The sequence below is a fragment of the Acidovorax bellezanensis genome (genome assembly GCF_025421555.1).
Lineage (GTDB): Bacteria > Pseudomonadota > Gammaproteobacteria > Burkholderiales > Burkholderiaceae_C > Comamonas > Comamonas bellezanensis.
Map to the genome: position 1 here is coordinate 707,459 of NZ_JAODYH010000003.1, position 17,950 is coordinate 725,408.

Genomic DNA, 17,950 nt, shown 5'->3' on the forward strand with positions numbered 1-17,950 from the left:
CCACCGCAGGTTGAGAGGGGGGAGCGGGGGCCGGCCATCCGGCGTCAGCCGCTCAGGGGGTGCTTTAGCCCTTTTGCAAAGCGGCGATGCGCTCTTCCATCGGAGGATGGGTAGAGAACAGCTTGCCGATATTGCCGGTGATGCCCATCGCGGCCACGCTCTTGGGCAGCTCGCCCGGATGCATGCCGCCCAGACGCGCCAGGGCGTTGATCATCGGCTGCTTGCGGCCCATCAGCTGAGCGGCACCCGCGTCGGCGCGGAATTCGCGCTGGCGGCTGAACCAGGCGACGATCATGGCCGCGACAAAGCCCAGCAGGATGTCAAGCACGATGGTGGTCACGTAGTAGCCAATGCCCGGGCCCGAGCTTTCGGAATCGTTCTTGCGCAGAAAGCTGTCGACCGCATAGCCGATCACGCGCGACAGGAAGACCACGAAAGTGTTCATCACGCCCTGGATCAGCGTCATGGTCACCATGTCGCCATTGGCGATGTGGGCCACTTCATGGCCGATCACGGCTTCGACTTCTTCGCGCGTCATGCCCGACAGCAGGCCCGTGGACACCGCCACCAGGGCCGAGTTCTTGAAAGCGCCGGTGGCGAACGCATTGGGTTCGCCTTCGTAGATGCCGACTTCGGGCATGCCGATACCGGCCTTGTCGGCAAAACCGCGCACGGTGTTGACGATCCAGGCTTCATCGGCATTGCGCGGCTCGTTGATCACGTGCACGCCCGAGGTCCACTTGGCCATGGGCTTGCTGATCAGCAGCGAAATGATGGCGCCGCCAAAGCCCATGATGAAGGCAAAGCCCAGCAAAGCGCCGAGGTTCAGGCCGTTGGCCGTGAGAAAGCGGTTGACGCCCAGCAGGCTGGCGACGATGCCCAACACCGCCACGACGGCAATATTGGTCAACAGAAAAAGGGCAATTCGTTTCATTGGGAATGGTTCTCCACAAAGGGGGAAAGGTGGGCTCCCACCGTATGCCCAGATCTGGGGGCGGCGGGGGCAAAGTTCAAGCTGCGCAGCGTACGTTCTGTCTGTTGTGTTGGCTTATCAGGCCGGGCGCTGCGAAACACAAAAGGATCATCATAAAAGCAAACCTCCTCATTGCCCGCCCACCAGCCCGGCACGCCCAGCACCGGCAGGGGACTGAAAGGCTTTTGCGCCAGCCAGTCGGCGCTGCATTGCAAGGCCAGCGCGTCGTCGACATCGGCCGCGGGCGTCTCGCCGGCCAGGCACAGCACATGGGCGCAGATGGATTTGCGCGGCTGCACCAGCTTTTCCAGCAGCGCATGGCCTATGGGCAGCAGCCGGGCCTGCTGCCACAGGCTGCGCTGGCCCACGCCCAGCTGCATCCAGTCGCGCGACCGCAAGGCCTGCTGTAGCGCAGGCGGCGCCAGCAGCAGCGCGCCGTTTTCGTCGAGCAGCGTGGCCGCATCGCGCAACGCGCCGCGCACGGCCCCGACGCCGGCCTGGCCGATCTGCTGCGCCTGCAGCACATTGAGCTGGCGCTTGAGCCGCGGGTAATGCAGCCACACCATGGCATTGAAGAAATCGTGCAGATTGCAGCGCGTGGGAACGGCCTGGTGGCGGTAAATGAAAGCTTCGTAGGCCATGCCCGGCGGCAACTGCGCCTGCGGCACGAAACGCCAGCCGGCGAGCAGCGCCAGCCGGCCTTGGGCCTGCAGCGCGGCCAGGCCGGCGTTCACGGCGTCGGCGACGGTCTCTCCGGCGGCAATGCGCGCGTATAGCGGCTGGGCGACGGCACGCAGGCTCGCAAACCAGGGCGCCGACCAGTCGAGCGCGGGCCAGGTCGTGGCCGCCATCACTTCCTTCACGGCGCGCGGCCCTGCCGTTTGTCGCGCACGGCCACGCGCGAAGTGCCTTCGTCGCGCATCTCGAAAGCCTGGGTCGCGGCCAGCAGCTTGGTCAGCGTGGCATAGCCGTAGTTGCGCGCATCGAACGAGGCCTTGTTGCCGATCTGCGTGCCCACGGCGCCGACACGCGCCCAGCCGTCCTCGTCCTGGGTGGCATTGACCGCGTCACGCAGCAGGTTGAGCAGTTGGCTGTCCTGGCGCAACTGCTGCGTGGGCACGCGCAGGCTGGCCGCTCGGACGACAGGTACCGGCGGCGCCTCCACACGCTCGGCGGACGGCTGCGCCGCCACTTCGCTGACCTCTTCCGCGGCGAGCGTGCCATCGGCATGGCCCGAGCCCAGGGCCTCGAGATAAAGAAAGCGTGAGCAGGCGTTGACGAAGGGCATGGGCGTCTGCTTGGCACCAAAGCCATAGACGGCCGCGCCCTTGGCCCGCAGGTGCATGACCAGGGGCGTGAAATCCGCATCCGACGAGACAATGCCGAAAGCGTCGGGCCGCTCGGTGTAGAGCAGCTCCATGGCGTCCACGGTCATCGCCATGTCGGTCGCATTCTTGCGCTTGGAATAGTCGAACTGCTGCATGGGGCGCAGCGCGAACTCCAGCAGCCGGGCCTGCCAGCCCTGCAAGCCGGCCTTGGTCCAGTTGCCGTAGGCACGGCGGATGTTGATCACGCCCAGCGTCGACAGCTCGGTCAGGATTTCATCGAGCTTGTCTGCGGGCGCGTTGTCCGCATCGATCAGCAATGCAATGCGCAGGGGGGACTCAGCGAGCATGGGCAATCCTCGGTGGGGTACACAGGAGTGCAGCGTACACCATCGCCTTCGGGGTGCAATGGGTTGGCAGCCCATGCAACTGGCGCGGCCCAGCAAGGGGATACCGAGCAAGGGCCGCCCCGCAGCGATGGTGTCGCCCCCCTCCACCGAAGGATGAGAGGGGGAAGCCGGGGCCGGCCATCCGGCGTCAGCCGCTCAGGGGGTGACCATTCTCCAGGGCAGCGCATCGCCCGAGCGCAAGGGCTTGAGCTGGGCTTCGCCGAACGCAAAGCTTTCGGGCGGCATCCACGACTCGCGGCGCAGCGTGATGGTGCCGGTGTTGCGCGGCAGCTGGTAGAAGTCCGGGCCGTTGAAGCTGGCAAAGGCTTCGAGCTTGTCGAGCGCACCCGCGTTGTCGAAAGCTTCGGCGTACATCTCGATGGCCGCGTGCGCGCTGTAGCAGCCGGCGCAGCCCGAAGCGTGCTCCTTGAGGTGGGCAGCGTGTGGCGCGCTGTCCGTGCCCAGGAAGAACTTGGCGTTGCCGCTGGTGGCGGCTTCCACCAGGGCCAGGCGGTGGGTTTCGCGCTTGAGCACGGGCAGGCAGTAGTAATGCGGGCGAATGCCGCCGGTGAAGATGGCGTTGCGGTTGAACAGCAGGTGCTGGGGCGTGATGGTCGCGCCGACGAAACGATCAGACTCGGTCACGTATTGCGCGGCTTCACGCGTGGTGATGTGCTCGAACACGATCTTCAGCTCGGGGAAATCGCGGCGCAGCGGAATCAGCTGCTGGTCGATGAAAGCCGCTTCGCGGTCGAACAGGTCGACATCGCTGCCCGTGACTTCACCGTGCACCAGCAGCAGCAGGCCTTCGCGCTGCATGGCTTCGAGCGTAGCGTAGGTCTTGCGCATGTCGCTCACACCCGCATCGCTGTTGGTCGTGGCGCCCGCCGGATACAGCTTGAGTGCCACCACACCGGCGGCCTTGGCGCGCGCGATCTCGTCGGCCGGGGTGTTGTCCGTGAGATACAGCGTCATCAGCGGCTCGAAGGCCACACCCGGCGGCACGGCCGCGAGAATGCGCTCGCGGTAGGCCATGGCCTGCTCGGCCGTCGTCACCGGCGGCTTGAGGTTGGGCATGATGATGGCACGCGCGAACTGGGCGGCGGTGTGCGGCACCACGGTGCGAAGGGCTTCGCCGTCGCGCACATGCAGGTGCCAGTCGTCGGGGCGGGTGATGGTGAGGGTGTCGATGGGGGCGGTCATGGGCCGCTATTGTCCACGCCCACCCCCCTATCCACAACATCTAACCTTAGGCTCCGGGTTATTCATCGCGGCTCGCAGCGCTTGAAACTGGCGTGCTCCAGCAAGGGGCAGCGAGCAAGGGCCGCCCCGCAGCGAGGCTGCCGCCCCCCTCCACCGAAGGATGAGAGGGGGGAGCGGCGTCAGCCGCTCAGGGGGTGCCTCAATGCTGCAGGATCTTGTTGAGAAAGTCCTTGGTGCGCGGCTGACGGGCTTCGGGGTGGTTGAAGAAGTCGTCGCTCGTGCAGTCCTCGAGGATCTTGCCGCCCACGTCCATGAAGATCACGCGGCTGGCCACCTTGCGCGCAAAGCCCATTTCATGGGTCACGCACATCATGGTCATGCCTTCGTGGGCCAGGCCCACCATCACGTCCAGCACTTCGCCGACCATTTCCGGATCCAGCGCCGAAGTCGGTTCGTCGAACAGCATCACGATGGGGTCCATGGACAGCGCGCGGGCGATGGCCACGCGCTGCTGCTGGCCACCCGACAGCTGGCCCGGAAACTTGTCCTTGTGCGCCGTCAGGCCCACGCGGTCGAGCATCTTGAGGCCGCGCTTGCGGGCTTCGTCGGGGCTGCGGCCCAGCACCTTGATCTGGGCAATGGTCAGGTTTTCCGTCACCGACAGGTGCGGAAACAGCTCGAAGTGCTGGAACACCATGCCGACCCGGCTGCGCAGCTTGGGCAGGTTGGTCTTGGGGTCGTGCACGGCCGTGCCATCCACGTAGATCTCGCCCTTCTGGAAAGGCTCGAGCGCGTTGATGGTCTTGATCAGCGTGGACTTGCCCGAGCCCGAAGGCCCGCAAACCACCACCACTTCGCCCTTTTTGATCTCGGTCGAGCAGTCGGTCAGCACCTGAAAGCTGCCGTACCACTTGGAGACGTTCTTCATTTCAATCATTTGCTTGCTCTCCATATCCGTATTCAGTGATCCATCCCTGTACAGCCACTGGCGCTCCCCAACTCAGGGACACCGAGCAAGGGCCGCCCCGCAGCGATGGTGTCGCCCCCCTCCACCGAAGGATGAGAGGGGGGAGCGGCGCAGCCGCTCAGGGGGTGCTACCTAATAATTGCGATTTTCTTGTGCAGGCGCTTGACCATCCAGGACAGCGCATAGCACAGCACGAAATAGGCGACGGCAGCGGCCAGGTAGGCCTCGATCGGCCGGCCGTAGTTCTTGCCCGCGACTTCAAAGCCCTTGAGCATGTCGTAGGCGCCGATGGCATAGACCAGCGATGTGTCCTGAAACAGGATGATGGTCTGCGTCAGCAGCACCGGCAGCATGTTGCGAAACGCCTGCGGCAGTATCACCAGACGCATGTTCTGGCCGTAGCTCATGCCCAGCGCCTGGCCCGCATTCACCTGACCGCGTGAGATCGACTGGATGCCGGCGCGCATGATCTCGCTGAAATAGGCGGCCTCGAAGGCAATGAAGGTGATGTAGGCCGACAGTTCGGCGCCAATGGGCTTGCCGATCAGCGCGGGCATCAGCAGGAAGAACCACAGGATCACCATGACCAGCGGAATCGAGCGCATGCCGTTGACGTAGATCGTCGCCGGCACCACGAGCCACTTCTTGCCCGACAGACGCATCAGCGCCAGCACCGTGCCGAACAGCACGCCGCCCAAGGTGGCGACGGCCGTCAGCATCAGGCTGAAGTACACACCCTTGAGCACGAAGTTGCTCAGCAGGTCCCAGTTGTAGAAACCAAAGTCGATTTGGAGGTTCATGCTCAATGCCCTCCTGCATTCGAGACGGCAATCATGCCGGGCACCTGGGTGCGTTTTTCAATCCAGGCCATGATGCGGTTGATCGCAAACGCCGAAATCACGTACAGGCCCGTGACGGCCATGTAGACCTCGACGCCGCGGCCGGTTTCTTCCTGGGCCTGCATGGCGAACATGGTCAGCTCCGTCACCGACACGGCAAAGGCCACCGACGAGTTCTTGAAGATGTTCATCGTCTCGCTGGTCAGCGGCGGAATGATGATGCGCAGCGCCATCGGCAGCAGCACATAGCGGTAGGTCTGCCAGGTCGTGAAGCCCACGGCCATGCCCGCATAGCGCTGGCCCCGCGGCAGGGCCTGCAGTCCCGAACGCACCTGCTCGGCGATCCGTGACGAAGTGAAAATACCCAAGGCCAGCACCACCAGCACAAAGCCCGGAACGGACTTCATCGCCGGCACGAAGGCGGGCACCACGTGGTACCAGAGAAAAATCTGGACCAGCAGGGGAATATTGCGAAACAGCTCCACCCAGGCGTTGCCGAAACGCACCAGCCAGGGGCTGTTGGGCAACGTCCTGATCACACCAATGACACCGCCCACCACCAGCGCTATCAGCAGCGCCAGCAGCGACACCGACACCGTCCACCCCCAGGCCGACAACATCCAGTCCATATAGGTGATGTCGCCGCCCTTGCCGAAGCACCCTTGCACCGCCACGCGGTCCAGCGTGTCCTCGCAGAACACCTGCCAATCCCAACTCATAGGATTTCCTTTATTTGATCCCATTGCGAAGGGCCGCGGCCCTTTACACAAAAACCCCCTTCAGGCTCAGCCAGAAGAGGGTTTTCCTTAGGCACGCCAGCCGTGCTTACTTGTTGAAAGCTTCCTTTGGCTTGTTGTTGGGATGCATCCAGGCGTTCTTGGTGGCTTCGGACAAAGGCAGGCCCACCTTCTGGTTGGCAGGAGGGATGGGCTGCATGAACCACTTGTCATAGCTCTTTTCCAGGGTGCCATCGGCCACCTGGCGCTGAATGCTGGCGTCCACGGCCTTCAGGAAGGCTGGATCGTTCTTGCGCACCATGCAGGCGATGGGTTCCACCGACAGCACTTCGCCGACGATCTTGAAGTCCTTGGGGTTCTTGGACTTGGAGATATTGCCCGCCAGGATGGAGCCGTCCATCACGAAGGCGTCGGCACGGCCCGACTCGAGCAGCAGGAAGCTGTCGGCGTGGTCCTTGCCCATGACTTCCTTGAAGTCGATGCCTTGCGCGCGCTCGTTCTTGCGCAGGATCTGCACCGAAGTGGTGCCCGTGGTGGTGGCCACCGACTTGCCGTTCAAGTCCTTGATGCCGTTGATGCCCGAATTGGCCTTCACCGCAATGCGCACTTCTTCCATGTACGTGGTCATGGCGAAGTCCACGTCCTTCTGGCGGTTGGTGTCGTTGGTGGTCGAGCCGCACTCCAGATCAACGGTGCCATTGGTCACCAGGGGAATGCGGTTTTGCGAGGTCACGGGCTGGTAGCGCACTTCCAGCTTGGTCAGGCCCAGTTGGCGCTGCAGATCGCGTGTCACGCGCTCGGCCATTTCGGTATGAAAGCCCACATACTTGCCGTCGCCCAGCGTATAGGCCAGGGCGCCCGAAGATTCGCGCACACCCAGCGTGATGGTGCCTGACGACTTGATCTTGGCCAACGTGTCATTGGTTTGCGCCCACACATTGCCTGCGAGCAAACCCATGACTGCGACTGCCAATAAATGTTTCTTCATACCGATCTCCTCTGGATGACTGCTGATAAATAAGCGGAGCGGGAACACGCTGTGGACCGCTTGCATTACTCGACGGTTGCGACATTCTGCTACTGACCGTCCCGCCAGATGGTGAAAACCATGGCGATTCAGGCAAAACAGGGCGCGCCCTCAGGGCAAACACCTAGCAAGAAGCAGGCCCGATCCGCTGAAACCATCCACGCCGGCAGGGTCGGACGGGCGCGCAGCGACGCAAGCCAGGCAGTTTGTCGCCCCCTAGATGCTAGCGGCGATATGCCCCCGCCACGACCCGGCTTACCCTAGGCCACACTTCGTGTGGCTCGCGGCGAGCCTAGGGCTGGCCCATCTCCAGCGTATTGCCGTGTTCCTGCAGAAAGGTCCAGAGGTTTTGCGCCACGCCCTTGGGCGCGTCCTTGGCCGTGGGCTTTTCGCGGTAGGCGCGCACATCCATGTGCATGCGAAACGATTCCACGCCTTGCGGCACGGCGCTCACCAGCCGGCCGGATTTCAGCTCGTTGCGCACGGCGCTGTAGGGCAGAAAGGCCACGCCATGGCCTTCGAGGGCCATGGCCTTGAGGCCTTCGGCCATGTCGGTTTCGTAGACCCGCTCCAGATGGATGGCTTCGCCAGCCTCTTTCAGGATCAGCTCCGTCACCTGGCCCAGGTAAGCGCCTGCGGCATAGCCCAGATAGGGCAGCGGCTGGGCCTGGGTGCCCGGCAGCAGGTGCATGGGCTGGCCCTGGGCATCGGGCTTCACATAGGGGGCCAGGACTTCGCGGCCCAGGCTGACCATTTCATAGCGGTCGGGGTCGAGCTGGAACGGCTGCGAAGGGTGGTGATAAGCGATCAGCAGGTCGCAGCCTCCTTCGACCAGGCGCATCACGGCATCATGCACGTTCAGCGCGAACAGCCGGCTGCGAAACGGCCCGAACAGACCGTGCAGGTTCGACACCCAGGCCGGGAAAAACGTGAACGCCAGCGTATGCGGCACCGCAAAACCGATCATGCCCTTGCCGGCGCTGACGTGCGCACGCAACATGCTGCGCGTGCTTTGCAGCGATTGCAGCATCTCGATCGCCTGGTCGTACATGGTTTTGCCTGCCGGCGTGAGGCGGGTCGGGTAGGAGCTGCGGTCGACCAGATCGGTCCCGGCCCAGGCTTCCAGCGCCTGGATGCGGCGGGAAAATGCGGGCTGGGTCACGTGTCGCAATTGCGCCGAGCGACTGAAACTGCGGGTTTCAGCCAAGCTCACAAAATCTTCAAGCCATTTGGTTTCCATGCGCGCATTATCCGCGCGACAGGCTCTTATGCCCGGGCCAACCCGCATGTTCAGACGCGTTACAGGGTCAGATAATGATTTGCCCCCACCTATCCGGCGGGGCTGCGTCACGTCCCTCCGGTACACAACACCACAGGGCAAGGCGAAGTCTTTTCTCCGTTGTTACGCGTTTTTCTGACTGCCTGCCTTCATGCCTCTTCCACCTTCAGCACCCGAGCGCGATGACGCCTCGGCCCCTCCCCGCTCCCTGCGCATCGAAGACTGGCTCACCGTGATCATCATGGGCGCCCTGGCCTTGATCACGTTTGCCAACGTGCTGGTGCGCTACTTCACCAACTCCTCTTTTGCCTGGACCGAAGAAATTTCGGTCTTTCTGATGATCGTGCTGGCCCTGGTCGCCGGTTCGGCCGCCGTGGCCCGCGACCAGCACATCCGCATCGAATACTTTGCCCACAGCGGCTCGGTCCAGCGCCGCCGGCGTCTGGCACGCCTGGGCTCCCTGCTGGTCGCGCTGCTGTTCGGCCTGATCGCCGTGCTGAGCGTGCGCGTGGTCTGGGACGACTTTCGCTTCGATGAAACCTCTCCGGGCATCGGCGTGCCGCAGTGGTGGTACTCGGTCTGGCTGCCGGTGTTCTCCACGGTGATCATGCTGCGCGCCCTGGGACTGTTCAAGCGCCAGGGCCTGCCTGGCGCCTTCACCGAAGACGACGCTGAGTCCAGCCTGCCCCAAGGACCGCAACTATGATCGCCACGCTGTTGTTTGTGGCCTTTGTGGCGCTGATGTGCGCTGGTGTCCCCATCGGTGCGGCCCTGGGCCTGGCGGGCGCGGCCTGCATTGCGCTGGCCAACGCCGACGCCCAATGGTTCGGCCTGCTGGCCGTGCCGCAGAACTTCTACGCCGGCCTGGGCAAGTACCCGCTGCTGGCGATTCCCATGTTCGTGCTGGTGGGCTCCATCTTCGACCGTTCGGGCGTGGCCCTGCGGCTGGTGAATTTCGCCATCGCCATCGTCGGCCGCGGCCCGGGCATGCTGCCGCTGGTGGCGATTGCCGTGGCCATGTTCCTGGGCGGCATTTCGGGCTCGGGGCCGGCCAATGCGGCGGCCGTGGGCGGCGTGATGATCGCGGCCATGAGCCGCGCCGGCTACCCCGGCTCGTTCTCGGCCAGCGTGGTCGGCGCCGCCGCCGCCACCGACATCCTGATTCCGCCTTCGGTGGCCTTCATCATCTACTCGGTGCTCGTGCCCGGCGCCTCGGTGCCGGCACTGTTTGCCGCGGGCATGATTCCCGGCGTGCTGGCCGGCATTGCGCTGATCGTGCCGGCCGTCTGGCTGTCGCGCCGCCACAAGATGGGCGCGCTCGAAGCCACCTTGCCCCGCCCCGAGTTCTGGAAAAGCCTGCGCGACGCCGCCTGGGGCCTGGCCGCACCGGTGCTGATTCTGGGCGGCATGCGCGCCGGCTGGTTCACCCCCACCGAAGCCGCCGTGGTCGCCGTGTTCTACGGACTGTTCGTGGGCATGGTGATCCACCGCACCATCGGCGTGCGCGACCTGTTCCCCATCCTGCGCGAAGCCGGCGAACTGTCGGCCGTGATCCTGCTGGTGGTCTCGCTGGCCGGCATCTTCGCGTTCTCGCTGTCCACGCTGGGCGTGATCGATCCGGTGGCCAAGGCCATCGTCAACTCCGGCCTGGGTGAATACGGCGTGCTGGCATTGCTGATCCTGCTGCTCATCACCGTCGGCATGTTCCTCGACGGCATTTCCGTGTTCCTGATCTTCGTGCCGCTGCTGCTGCCCATCATGCAGCACTACCACTGGGACCCGGTCTGGTTTGGCGTGATCCTGACGCTCAAGGTCGCACTGGGCCAGTTCACTCCGCCGCTGGCCGTGAACCTGATGGTTTCCTGCCGCATCGCCGGCGTGCGCATGGAGTCCACCGTGCGCTGGGTCGGCCCCATGCTGCTGGCCATGTTCATGGTGATGCTGCTGGTGATCGCCTTCCCGCAGCTCGCGCTGTGGCTGCCCCACCGGCTGGGATATTGAAATGACACCCCCTGAGCCGCTACGCGTCTTCCCCCTCTCATCCTTCGGTGGAGGGGGACGGCAGCCTCGCTGCGCGGCGGCGCTTGCTCGCTGCCCCCTTGCTGGGACACGCCAGTTGCATGGACTGCGCCTTGAATCACGAATTTGAATAACCAACAGAGGAGACAACACATGAAACTGCGCAGCTTTCTGACCACCGCGGTCGCCGCGGCCGCGGCCCTGGCCTTCACCGCTCCGGCGGCACTGGCCCAGAACTACAAGAGCGAGTACCGCATGTCGCTGGTGCTGGGCCCACCATCGCCCTGGGGCCAGGCCGGCGAGATCTGGGCCAAGCTGGTCAAGGAGCGCACCCAGGGACGCATCAACGTCAAGCTCTATCCCGGCGTCTCGCTGATCCAGGGCGACCAGACGCGCGAGTTCAGCGCGCTGCGCCAGGGCGTGATCGACATGGCCGTGGGCTCGACCATCAACTGGTCGCCCCAGGTCAAGTCGCTGAACCTGTTCTCCCTGCCCTTTCTCACGCCCGACTACGCGGCCGTGGACGCGCTGACCCAGGGCGAAGTCGGCAAGGACATCTTCAAGAACCTGGAAAAGGCCGGCGTCGTGCCGCTGGCCTGGGGCGAGAACGGCTACCGTGAAATCAGCAATTCCAAGCGCGCCATCCGCAAGCCCGATGACCTCAAGGGCCTGAAGATCCGCGTTGTCGGCTCACCCATCTTCTCCGACATGTTCAGCACCCTGGGCGCCAACCCCACGCAGATGAGCTGGGCCGATGCCCAGCCGGCGCTGGCCAGCGGCGCCGTGGACGGCCAGGAAAATCCCCTGTTCATGTTCACCGTGCTGAAAATGCACACCGTGGGCCAGAAATACGTCACCACCTGGGGCTACATGGCCGATCCGCTGGTGTTCGTGGTCAACAAGGAAATCTGGGCCTCGTGGACTCCGGCCGACCAGGCCATCGTGCGCCAGGCCGCGCTCGATGCCGGCAAGCAGGAAATCGCCATTGCCCGCAAGGGACTGATCGAAGCCGACAAGCCCGTGCTCAAGGAAATCGCCGGCATGGGCGTGACCGTGACCCAGCTGAGCCCCGCCGAGCGCGAAGCTTTCGTCAAGACCACGCGTCCGGTCTACGACAAGTGGAAGGGCCAGATCGGCACCGACCTGGTCGCCAAGGCAGAAAAGGCGATTGCCGAGCGCAAGCAGTAAACCTGCCCTCCACTGACAAAAAGCCCCGCAGAGCGGGGCTTTTTTTCTACCTACAGATTACACCGGAGAAATCAGCGGCCGGCCTTCCAGGTGGCAGCGCACATTGGCCACGAAGCGGTCCACCGAAGCCTGCACGGCTTCGGGCGACCAGCCGCCTACGTGGGGCGTGAGCACCACGGCGTCGAGGTCCAGCAGCTCGGCCGGCGGCAGGGGCTCGCTTTCATAGACATCCAGCCCCGCGCCCGCCAGCCGGCCGCCTCTGATCGCCGCAGCCAGCGCGGCCGTATCGACCACACTGCCGCGCGCGATGTTCACCAGATGGCCGTTGGCGCCCAAGGCCTCCAGGACTTCGGCATTCACCAGGTGGCGCGTGTCCGCGCCGCCCGGCGTGGCCACCAGCAACACATCGGCCCAGGTCGCGAGTGCCAGCAGATCGTCGAAGTAGCGATAGGCCAGGCCTTCGCGCGGGCGGCGGTTGTGATAGCCGACTTCCATCTCGAAGCCCAGGGCGCGCTGCGCAATCCGCGCGCCAATGGTGCCCAGGCCGACGATGCCCAGACGCTTGTGCGAGACATGGGGCGGCAAGGGCAAGGCCGTGCGCCACACACCGGCGCGCGTGAGGCGGTCCAGCCGCACGATGCCGCGCAGCGAGGCCAGCAACAGGCCCATCGCATGGTCGGCCACGCACTCGTCGTTGGTGCCCGCGCCATTGGCGACCTGAATGCCATGCGCCCTGGCATGGGCCAGATCGATGTTTTCGTAGCCCGCGCCCAAGGCACTGACCAGTTTCAAACCGGGCATGGCCTGCATCTGCGCCGCGCTCAGGCCCGTCGAGCCAATGGTCAACACCACTTGCACACGCGGGCCGAACGTGGCGATGGCCTCGGCCCACCGCGTGGTGTCGGGCTCATAGGCCAGCTCCAGCGTGGGGAAGGCGCGGGCCAGCTGGGCCAGGTGCCCGGGGGAAAGAAAGTTCAGCGCAAGCAGTACAGGTTTCATGGCAGACAGTCCAACAACAAAAGAATCGGCGACATCAGGCCAGGGCTTCGTCGCCCACGGCCTGGCTTTGCTGCAGCGACCACATCTCGGCGTAGCGCCCGCCCAGGGCCAGCAACTGCGCATGGGTGCCGCGCTCCAGGATCTGGCCGGCGTCCAGCACCAGGATTTCATGTGCATCGACCACGGTGGACAGGCGGTGGGCGATCAGCAGCGTGGTCTTGTTGCGCGCCGCGCTTTGCAGTTCGGCCTGGATGGCGCGCTCGTTGGCCGAATCCAGCGCCGAAGTCGCCTCGTCGAAAATCAGAATCGGCGGGTTCTTCAGCAAGGTACGCGCAATCGCCACGCGCTGCTTTTCCCCGCCCGACAGCTTGAGCCCGCGCTCGCCGACCCGCGTGGCATAGCCCTGGGGCGTGCCGGCGATGAAGTCATGGATGCGCGCGGCCTGGGCCGCGGCCACCACCTCGTCGTGGCTGGCGCCCGCGCGGCCGTAGGCGATGTTGTATTCCACCGTGTCGTTGAACAGCACCGTGTCCTGGGGCACGATGCCTATGGCCTGGCGCAGGCTGGCCTGGGTCAGGCTGCGGATGTCCTGGCCGGCAATCGCGATGCGGCCCTGCTGCACGTCGTAGAAGCGGAACAGCAGCCGCGCCAGCGTGGACTTGCCGGAGCCCGAAGGGCCGACCACGGCCACGGTCTTGCCCGCCGGGATCTCGAAGCTCACACCACGCAGAATGGGCCGCGCCGGGTCGTAGGCAAAGTGCACGTCTTCGAAGCGCACGGCCGGGCATGTCGCCAGCTGCAATGGCACGGCATCGGGCGCATCGTCCACCTCGCGCTCACGGTCCATGAACACGAACATGCGGTCCAGATCGGCCAGGCTTTGCTTGATTTCGCGGTAGATCACGCCCAGGAAGTTCAGCGGGATGTACAGCTGGATCATGAAGGCATTGACCATGACCAGATCGCCCAGCGTCATGCGTCCGTCGACCACGCCCTGCGTGGCACGCCACAGAATGCCCACCAGCGCCGCGGCAATGATGAGTTGCTGACCGGTGTTCAGCAGGCTCAGCGTGACCTGGCTCTTGAGGCGCACGCGGCGCAGCTCTTCCAGGTTCTCGTCGTAGCGCCTGGCCTCGAACGCTTCGTTGTTGAAGTACTTGACGGTCTCGTAGTTCAGCAGCGAATCCACGGCCTTGGTATGGGCCGCCGATTCCTGGGCGTTGGCCTCACGGCGAAAACGGGTGCGCCAGCTCGTCACCTTGACCGTGAACACGATGTAGCCCACCAGCGCGGCCAAGGTGATGACGGCAAACCAGACGTCAAAGCGTATGGCCAGGATGGACAGCACCAGCAGCATTTCAATCAGCGTCGGCAGAATGCTGTAGAGCGAATACGAAATCAGCGATTCGGTGCTGCGCACGCCGCGCTCGATGTCACGCGTCATGCCGCCGGTCTGGCGCTCGAGGTGAAACCGCAGGCTCAGCGCATGCAAATGCTCGAAGGTGGACAGCGCAATGCTGCGCGCCGCGCCCTGCGTGGCCTTGGCGAACACCAGATCGCGCAGCTCGGTGAACAGCGAGGTCGAAAAGCGCAGCGCCCCATAGGCCAGCAGCATGGCCGCGGGCACGATCAGCACCGCCGCCGGGTCACCCGGCTTCAAGGTCAGGGCGTCGACCAGCTCCTTGAGCAGCACGGGCACGCCGACATTCGCCACCTTGGCCACCACCATGAACAGCAAGGCCGCCAGCACGCGCCACTTGTATTCCCACAGATAGGGCAGCAGGCGCTTGAGCGCCGCCCATTCCGCGCGGGAAGCTGTGGATGCTGATACGGGTAAATCCTGAGGAGACTCGGCAGAACGGCGCATCGGGGACAATTCCTGTTGTTATATCCTCCGATTGTGCCCATGCCACCGCGTCCAGACCTTCCTCCTCACCCATTGCCCGTAGACAAGGATCTCGTGCTCAAGGTGATTCCCATGCCAGCCGATGTCAACGCCAATGGCGACATCTTCGGCGGCTGGGTCATGGCACAGGTCGACTTGGCCGGATCGGTCCTGCCGTCCCGCCTGGGACCGCGCATGGTCACGGTGGCCGTCAACGAATTCATTTTCAAGCAGCCGGTGCGCGTGGGCGACATCCTGTCGTTCTATTCCAGCGTGCAGCGCGTGGGCCGTACTTCGGTCACGGTGGACGTGGAAGTCTATGCCGAGCGCTTTGCCAACCAGGGCCGCTTTGTCAAAGTGACCGAAGCACTGCTGACCTATGTGGCCATTGACGCCCAGGGCGCGCCCCAGGCCTTGCCAGAAAACGCACAGACCGCCGCCTGGCGCCAGACGGCGCAGCGCAATGCCGAGCTGAAGGCCCAAGCCGGCAATTGAACGCAAAAATGGCCAGGCCCTGCTGCCAGGGGCTGGCCATGTCACGGCGGTAAAAGAATCAGGCCGGAACGCTGCCCAGTACGTTGCGCACCGGGTTGATGCTGGACTGGCTGGCGGAAGAAGTGCTGGTGGCGCTGGACGTCGCCGCGCTGGCAGCGGAAGCGACCGGGCTCTGTGCTGCGCTGTTGCCCAGTGCCAGGGCCGCGGTCGCCGCCACTGGCGAGCCTGCCTCGATCTGGCCCGTGAGCTCACCGCCCTCTTCGATCACCACCCGGCCGTAGCGGATCTTGCCGCTGACCTTGCCCGTGCTGTAGATCACCAGTTTTTCGCGCACGATCAGCGTGCCGTTGAACACGCCGCGGATTTCCGCCACATCGATTTCAGCCGTGCCGTGGAAAGCGCCTTGCTCGGCGATTTCGATGACGCGCGAATCCATGGTCGCTTCCACCGTGCCTTCGACAACCAGCGTGTCGCAGTCGGTGATTTCCACGCCCTTGAGCTTGATGTTGGGACCAACGATGAGGCGGCTGCCGCCTTGGCTCTGCGCTGGTGCGGCGGCTGCGGAAACCGTGCTGGCGCTCTGGCCTGCGGGCTGCACGCCAGCCTGGCTGCTACCGAAGCTGCTGCCAGTCGACGCCATGCCGGTGGCGGAGTTGCGGGGGGTGAATGCGTCGGTATCACGCTTGCCAAAAAACGGGTTCTGCACAGCCATGGTCTCTCCTTGGAAAAGGACCATGCTAGTCGTCATCCTGGCAACAATTCCCTCCATCTCGCAATAAAAGTAACCAACCCGCTCGATTGATTCAAATGCTTGCAATCTTTGCCTGATCACACAGTGTTTCGGCTGGGCTGCGTCGTCACACAGCCCAGCGACACCTCAGACTTTGCTGAAATCGGGGCGACGCTTTTCCACAAACGCCGACACCGCTTCACGCGCCGCCGGCTCGTGCAGCATGCGGCCGAAGCTCTGGCCTTCCTCGAGCATTTGCTTGCGCACCAGCGTCGCCTGGCCCATCTTCATCAGGCGCTTGGATTCGATCAGCGCCGACAGCGGCTTGGCGGCCAGCTTGCGGGCCTGGCGCTGGGCCAGGGCATTGCATTCGTTGGGGGGCACCACGCGATTGACCAGGCCGACTTCCAGCGCCGCTTCGGCCAGGAAAGGCTCGCCCAGCAGCAAGGCTTCGGCCGCGCGGTGGTGGCCCATCATCTGGGGCAGCAGCAGGCTGGAGCTGAACTCGGGGCACAGGCCCAGGTTCACGAAAGGCAGGGAGAAGGCCGCGTTGTCGCCGGCATAGACCAGATCGCAGTGCAGCAGCATGGTGGTGCCGATGCCCACGGCCGGGCCGCAGACGGCAGCGATCACCGGCTTGGGGAAATCCGCGAGCTCGCCCATGAAACGTAGCGTGGGAGTCTCCTCGCCCAGGCTTCGGGGTGGCGCGTTCAGGAAATCGCCCAGGTCGTTGCCGGCGCTGAAGATCGCCAGATCGCCCTGGAACACCACGACGCGCACTGCGGCGTCCTGGCGGGCCGCGGCCAAGGCCTCGGCCATGGCGCCATACATGGCCTGGGTGATGGAGTTCTTCTTGGCAACCCGGTTGAACGTGAGCGTGCACACGCCGTCTTCGGTGTGCACAAGAATGTCTTGGGAGAGGGTGTCAGTCATGTCGGTATTTTCCTTTGCGCGCAACGCGGCTCATTCCTTGAAATAAACAATCTGGTGGCTGGTGGCGAGCAAATAGCCGGCCTCGTTCCACAAACGGGCTGTCTGGTCGAAAAATCCGTTGCGAAACTCCTGGCCCCGGGCCTGGCCCAGCACATAGCCCGTGCCCGTGGTCTGCAGCTGGTCCTGGCTGGCGTGGAAGTAGACGGTGATGGACACCGTGCCGGCCGGCACCTGGCGCGCGCGGCGCAGCCAGACGCGGGGGAAAAAGACATCGGCCAACGCGGCCAGCGCGGGGAAATCGAGCGGACGCGGTGGGTTGTCGCGCATCCACAGCTGCGACAGGCTGGGGCTGGTCGAGCCGTCCCAGTCCTTGGGCACGCCGCCCTGCACCTGGCGCATTTCGTAACGCTGCAGCCACTCCACGCCAAAGCCCGGTTCTATGCGCGGTAAATCGCCAGGCGCGGCGACTTCGGGCATGGGCTCATCGGAGACGCTCCAGGTCTCGCGGCGCACGGCCGTCACCACGGTCGCCGTCGTCGTCACCACCAGATTGCCTTCACCATCGGTCTGCAACACCGACAGCGTCCAGTGCTGGGTCGAGCGATTGGTACGCACCGGCGTGACCTGCAAGGTGTAGGGGCCGGCCGTGAGCGCGCCCGCATAGTTCACCGTGAGCGACAGTGGCTCGCCCAGCCGGTCCGGATGGTCCATCACGGCCTTGACGAGCACGGCCGCGGTGATGCCGCCAAACGGCCCCACCATGTTCCAGTAGCCGGGGCTGGTGTGTCCTTCGTACTGGCCGCTGGACGTCGATTGCAATTGCAAGGCCAAATCAAGAGGATGTGTCATGGTCATAGAGCCAAGTGTGCGCTGAAGAAGTGCCGGTGGCCGTCGTCTTGGCGACGGCCACCCAGCGATGCGAAAGCCATCTCAGCATACAGCGCCAGCACCGCTGCGCAACA

18 protein-coding genes are annotated in these 17,950 nt (G+C 64.5%); 4 read left to right on the top strand and 14 right to left on the bottom strand.

Annotated features, from left to right (window positions below; translation table 11 throughout):
• Window positions 1–64: 64 nt before the first annotated feature.
• From htpX to N0K08_RS06855, 9 genes are all read right to left on the bottom strand, one after another.
• Window positions 65–934 carry a protease HtpX gene (htpX, locus tag N0K08_RS06815; protein ID WP_261499341.1) on the bottom strand — a complete coding sequence of 290 codons (870 nt, stop codon included), beginning with the start codon at window positions 932–934 and terminating at the stop codon, window positions 65–67.
• Complete coding sequence (locus N0K08_RS06820) at window positions 931–1,824, bottom strand: DUF3025 domain-containing protein (RefSeq protein WP_261499342.1); 894 nt, start codon at window positions 1,822–1,824, stop codon at window positions 931–933. The genes htpX and N0K08_RS06820 overlap by 4 nt, the downstream gene beginning before the upstream one ends.
• 8 nt (window positions 1,825–1,832) lie before the next feature.
• Window positions 1,833–2,648 carry an NYN domain-containing protein gene (locus tag N0K08_RS06825; protein ID WP_261499343.1) on the bottom strand — a complete coding sequence of 272 codons (816 nt, stop codon included), beginning with the start codon at window positions 2,646–2,648 and terminating at the stop codon, window positions 1,833–1,835.
• Between the two features lie 195 nt (window positions 2,649–2,843).
• Window positions 2,844–3,890, bottom strand: coding sequence for a dihydroorotase (pyrC, locus tag N0K08_RS06830; RefSeq protein ID WP_261499344.1), 1,047 nt, complete (start codon window positions 3,888–3,890; stop codon window positions 2,844–2,846).
• A gap of 199 nt (window positions 3,891–4,089) precedes the next feature.
• Complete coding sequence (locus N0K08_RS06835) at window positions 4,090–4,827, bottom strand: amino acid ABC transporter ATP-binding protein (RefSeq protein ID WP_261499668.1); 738 nt, start codon at window positions 4,825–4,827, stop codon at window positions 4,090–4,092.
• 158 nt (window positions 4,828–4,985) lie between these two features.
• Entirely contained in the window at window positions 4,986–5,657 is a 672-nt protein-coding gene (locus N0K08_RS06840; protein ID WP_261499345.1) for an amino acid ABC transporter permease, read from the bottom strand.
• A 2-nt stretch (window positions 5,658–5,659) separates the two neighbouring features.
• A complete protein-coding gene (locus N0K08_RS06845) occupies window positions 5,660–6,415 on the bottom strand; it encodes an amino acid ABC transporter permease (protein ID WP_261499346.1) in 756 nt (251 codons plus the stop codon).
• A gap of 106 nt (window positions 6,416–6,521) precedes the next feature.
• The gene (locus N0K08_RS06850) at window positions 6,522–7,421 is read right to left on the bottom strand and encodes an amino acid ABC transporter substrate-binding protein (RefSeq protein WP_261499347.1); all 900 of its coding nucleotides are present in this window, start codon (window positions 7,419–7,421) and stop codon (window positions 6,522–6,524) included.
• Between the two features lie 331 nt (window positions 7,422–7,752).
• Complete coding sequence (locus N0K08_RS06855) at window positions 7,753–8,700, bottom strand: LysR substrate-binding domain-containing protein (protein ID WP_261499348.1); 948 nt, start codon at window positions 8,698–8,700, stop codon at window positions 7,753–7,755.
• A 190-nt stretch (window positions 8,701–8,890) separates the two neighbouring features.
• Between N0K08_RS06855 and N0K08_RS06860 the strand changes: the two genes are divergently transcribed.
• The 3 genes from N0K08_RS06860 to N0K08_RS06870 all read left to right on the top strand — a co-directional run bounded on the left by N0K08_RS06860 (window position 8,891) and on the right by N0K08_RS06870 (window position 11,946).
• Window positions 8,891–9,445 (top strand): TRAP transporter small permease, encoded by a 555-nt coding sequence (locus N0K08_RS06860; RefSeq protein WP_261499349.1) that lies wholly within the window; start codon window positions 8,891–8,893, stop codon window positions 9,443–9,445.
• On the top strand, window positions 9,442–10,740 hold the full coding sequence (locus tag N0K08_RS06865; protein ID WP_261499350.1) for a TRAP transporter large permease: 1,299 nt from the start codon (window positions 9,442–9,444) through the stop codon (window positions 10,738–10,740). Before N0K08_RS06860 ends, N0K08_RS06865 begins: the two co-directional genes overlap by 4 nt.
• A gap of 171 nt (window positions 10,741–10,911) precedes the next feature.
• Window positions 10,912–11,946, top strand: a complete 1,035-nt coding sequence (locus N0K08_RS06870) for a DctP family TRAP transporter solute-binding subunit (protein WP_261499352.1) — start codon at window positions 10,912–10,914, stop codon at window positions 11,944–11,946.
• Window positions 11,947–12,003: 57 nt separating this feature from the next.
• Here N0K08_RS06870 and N0K08_RS06875 read toward each other — a convergent pair whose 3' ends face one another.
• Window positions 12,004–12,945, bottom strand: coding sequence for a 2-hydroxyacid dehydrogenase (locus tag N0K08_RS06875; protein WP_261499354.1), 942 nt, complete (start codon window positions 12,943–12,945; stop codon window positions 12,004–12,006).
• 34 nt (window positions 12,946–12,979) lie between these two features.
• Window positions 12,980–14,812, bottom strand: a complete 1,833-nt coding sequence (locus N0K08_RS06880; RefSeq protein ID WP_261499355.1) for an ABCB family ABC transporter ATP-binding protein/permease — start codon at window positions 14,810–14,812, stop codon at window positions 12,980–12,982.
• 39 nt (window positions 14,813–14,851) lie between these two features.
• Here N0K08_RS06880 and N0K08_RS06885 point away from each other — a divergent pair, with 39 nt between their 5' ends.
• Entirely contained in the window at window positions 14,852–15,325 is a 474-nt protein-coding gene (locus N0K08_RS06885) for an acyl-CoA thioesterase (RefSeq protein WP_261499356.1), read from the top strand.
• A 58-nt stretch (window positions 15,326–15,383) separates the two neighbouring features.
• Here N0K08_RS06885 and N0K08_RS06890 read toward each other — a convergent pair whose 3' ends face one another.
• From N0K08_RS06890 to N0K08_RS06900, 3 genes are all read right to left on the bottom strand, one after another.
• Window positions 15,384–16,037 (bottom strand): bactofilin family protein, encoded by a 654-nt coding sequence (locus N0K08_RS06890; RefSeq protein WP_261499357.1) that lies wholly within the window; start codon window positions 16,035–16,037, stop codon window positions 15,384–15,386.
• A gap of 165 nt (window positions 16,038–16,202) precedes the next feature.
• Window positions 16,203–16,988: an enoyl-CoA hydratase gene (locus N0K08_RS06895; protein ID WP_261499358.1), complete on the bottom strand. Its 786-nt coding sequence runs from the start codon at window positions 16,986–16,988 to the stop codon at window positions 16,203–16,205.
• A gap of 30 nt (window positions 16,989–17,018) precedes the next feature.
• Complete coding sequence (locus tag N0K08_RS06900; RefSeq protein ID WP_261499359.1) at window positions 17,019–17,843, bottom strand: acyl-CoA thioesterase; 825 nt, start codon at window positions 17,841–17,843, stop codon at window positions 17,019–17,021.
• Window positions 17,844–17,950: the final 107 nt, after the last annotated feature.

Coding starts and splice junctions, on each gene's coding strand:
- htpX (WP_261499341.1), bottom strand. CDS start 934: ATGAAACGAATTGCCCTTTTTCTGTTGACCAATATTGCCGTCGTGGCG.
- N0K08_RS06820 (WP_261499342.1), bottom strand. CDS start 1,824: ATGGCGGCCACGACCTGGCCCGCGCTCGACTGGTCGGCGCCCTGGTTT.
- N0K08_RS06825 (WP_261499343.1), bottom strand. CDS start 2,648: ATGCTCGCTGAGTCCCCCCTGCGCATTGCATTGCTGATCGATGCGGAC.
- pyrC (WP_261499344.1), bottom strand. CDS start 3,890: ATGACCGCCCCCATCGACACCCTCACCATCACCCGCCCCGACGACTGG.
- N0K08_RS06835 (WP_261499668.1), bottom strand. CDS start 4,827: ATGATTGAAATGAAGAACGTCTCCAAGTGGTACGGCAGCTTTCAGGTG.
- N0K08_RS06840 (WP_261499345.1), bottom strand. CDS start 5,657: ATGAACCTCCAAATCGACTTTGGTTTCTACAACTGGGACCTGCTGAGC.
- N0K08_RS06845 (WP_261499346.1), bottom strand. CDS start 6,415: ATGAGTTGGGATTGGCAGGTGTTCTGCGAGGACACGCTGGACCGCGTG.
- N0K08_RS06850 (WP_261499347.1), bottom strand. CDS start 7,421: ATGAAGAAACATTTATTGGCAGTCGCAGTCATGGGTTTGCTCGCAGGC.
- N0K08_RS06855 (WP_261499348.1), bottom strand. CDS start 8,700: ATGGAAACCAAATGGCTTGAAGATTTTGTGAGCTTGGCTGAAACCCGC.
- N0K08_RS06860 (WP_261499349.1), top strand. CDS start 8,891: ATGCCTCTTCCACCTTCAGCACCCGAGCGCGATGACGCCTCGGCCCCT.
- N0K08_RS06865 (WP_261499350.1), top strand. CDS start 9,442: ATGATCGCCACGCTGTTGTTTGTGGCCTTTGTGGCGCTGATGTGCGCT.
- N0K08_RS06870 (WP_261499352.1), top strand. CDS start 10,912: ATGAAACTGCGCAGCTTTCTGACCACCGCGGTCGCCGCGGCCGCGGCC.
- N0K08_RS06875 (WP_261499354.1), bottom strand. CDS start 12,945: ATGAAACCTGTACTGCTTGCGCTGAACTTTCTTTCCCCCGGGCACCTG.
- N0K08_RS06880 (WP_261499355.1), bottom strand. CDS start 14,812: ATGCGCCGTTCTGCCGAGTCTCCTCAGGATTTACCCGTATCAGCATCC.
- N0K08_RS06885 (WP_261499356.1), top strand. CDS start 14,852: ATGCCACCGCGTCCAGACCTTCCTCCTCACCCATTGCCCGTAGACAAG.
- N0K08_RS06890 (WP_261499357.1), bottom strand. CDS start 16,037: ATGGCTGTGCAGAACCCGTTTTTTGGCAAGCGTGATACCGACGCATTC.
- N0K08_RS06895 (WP_261499358.1), bottom strand. CDS start 16,988: ATGACTGACACCCTCTCCCAAGACATTCTTGTGCACACCGAAGACGGC.
- N0K08_RS06900 (WP_261499359.1), bottom strand. CDS start 17,843: ATGACCATGACACATCCTCTTGATTTGGCCTTGCAATTGCAATCGACG.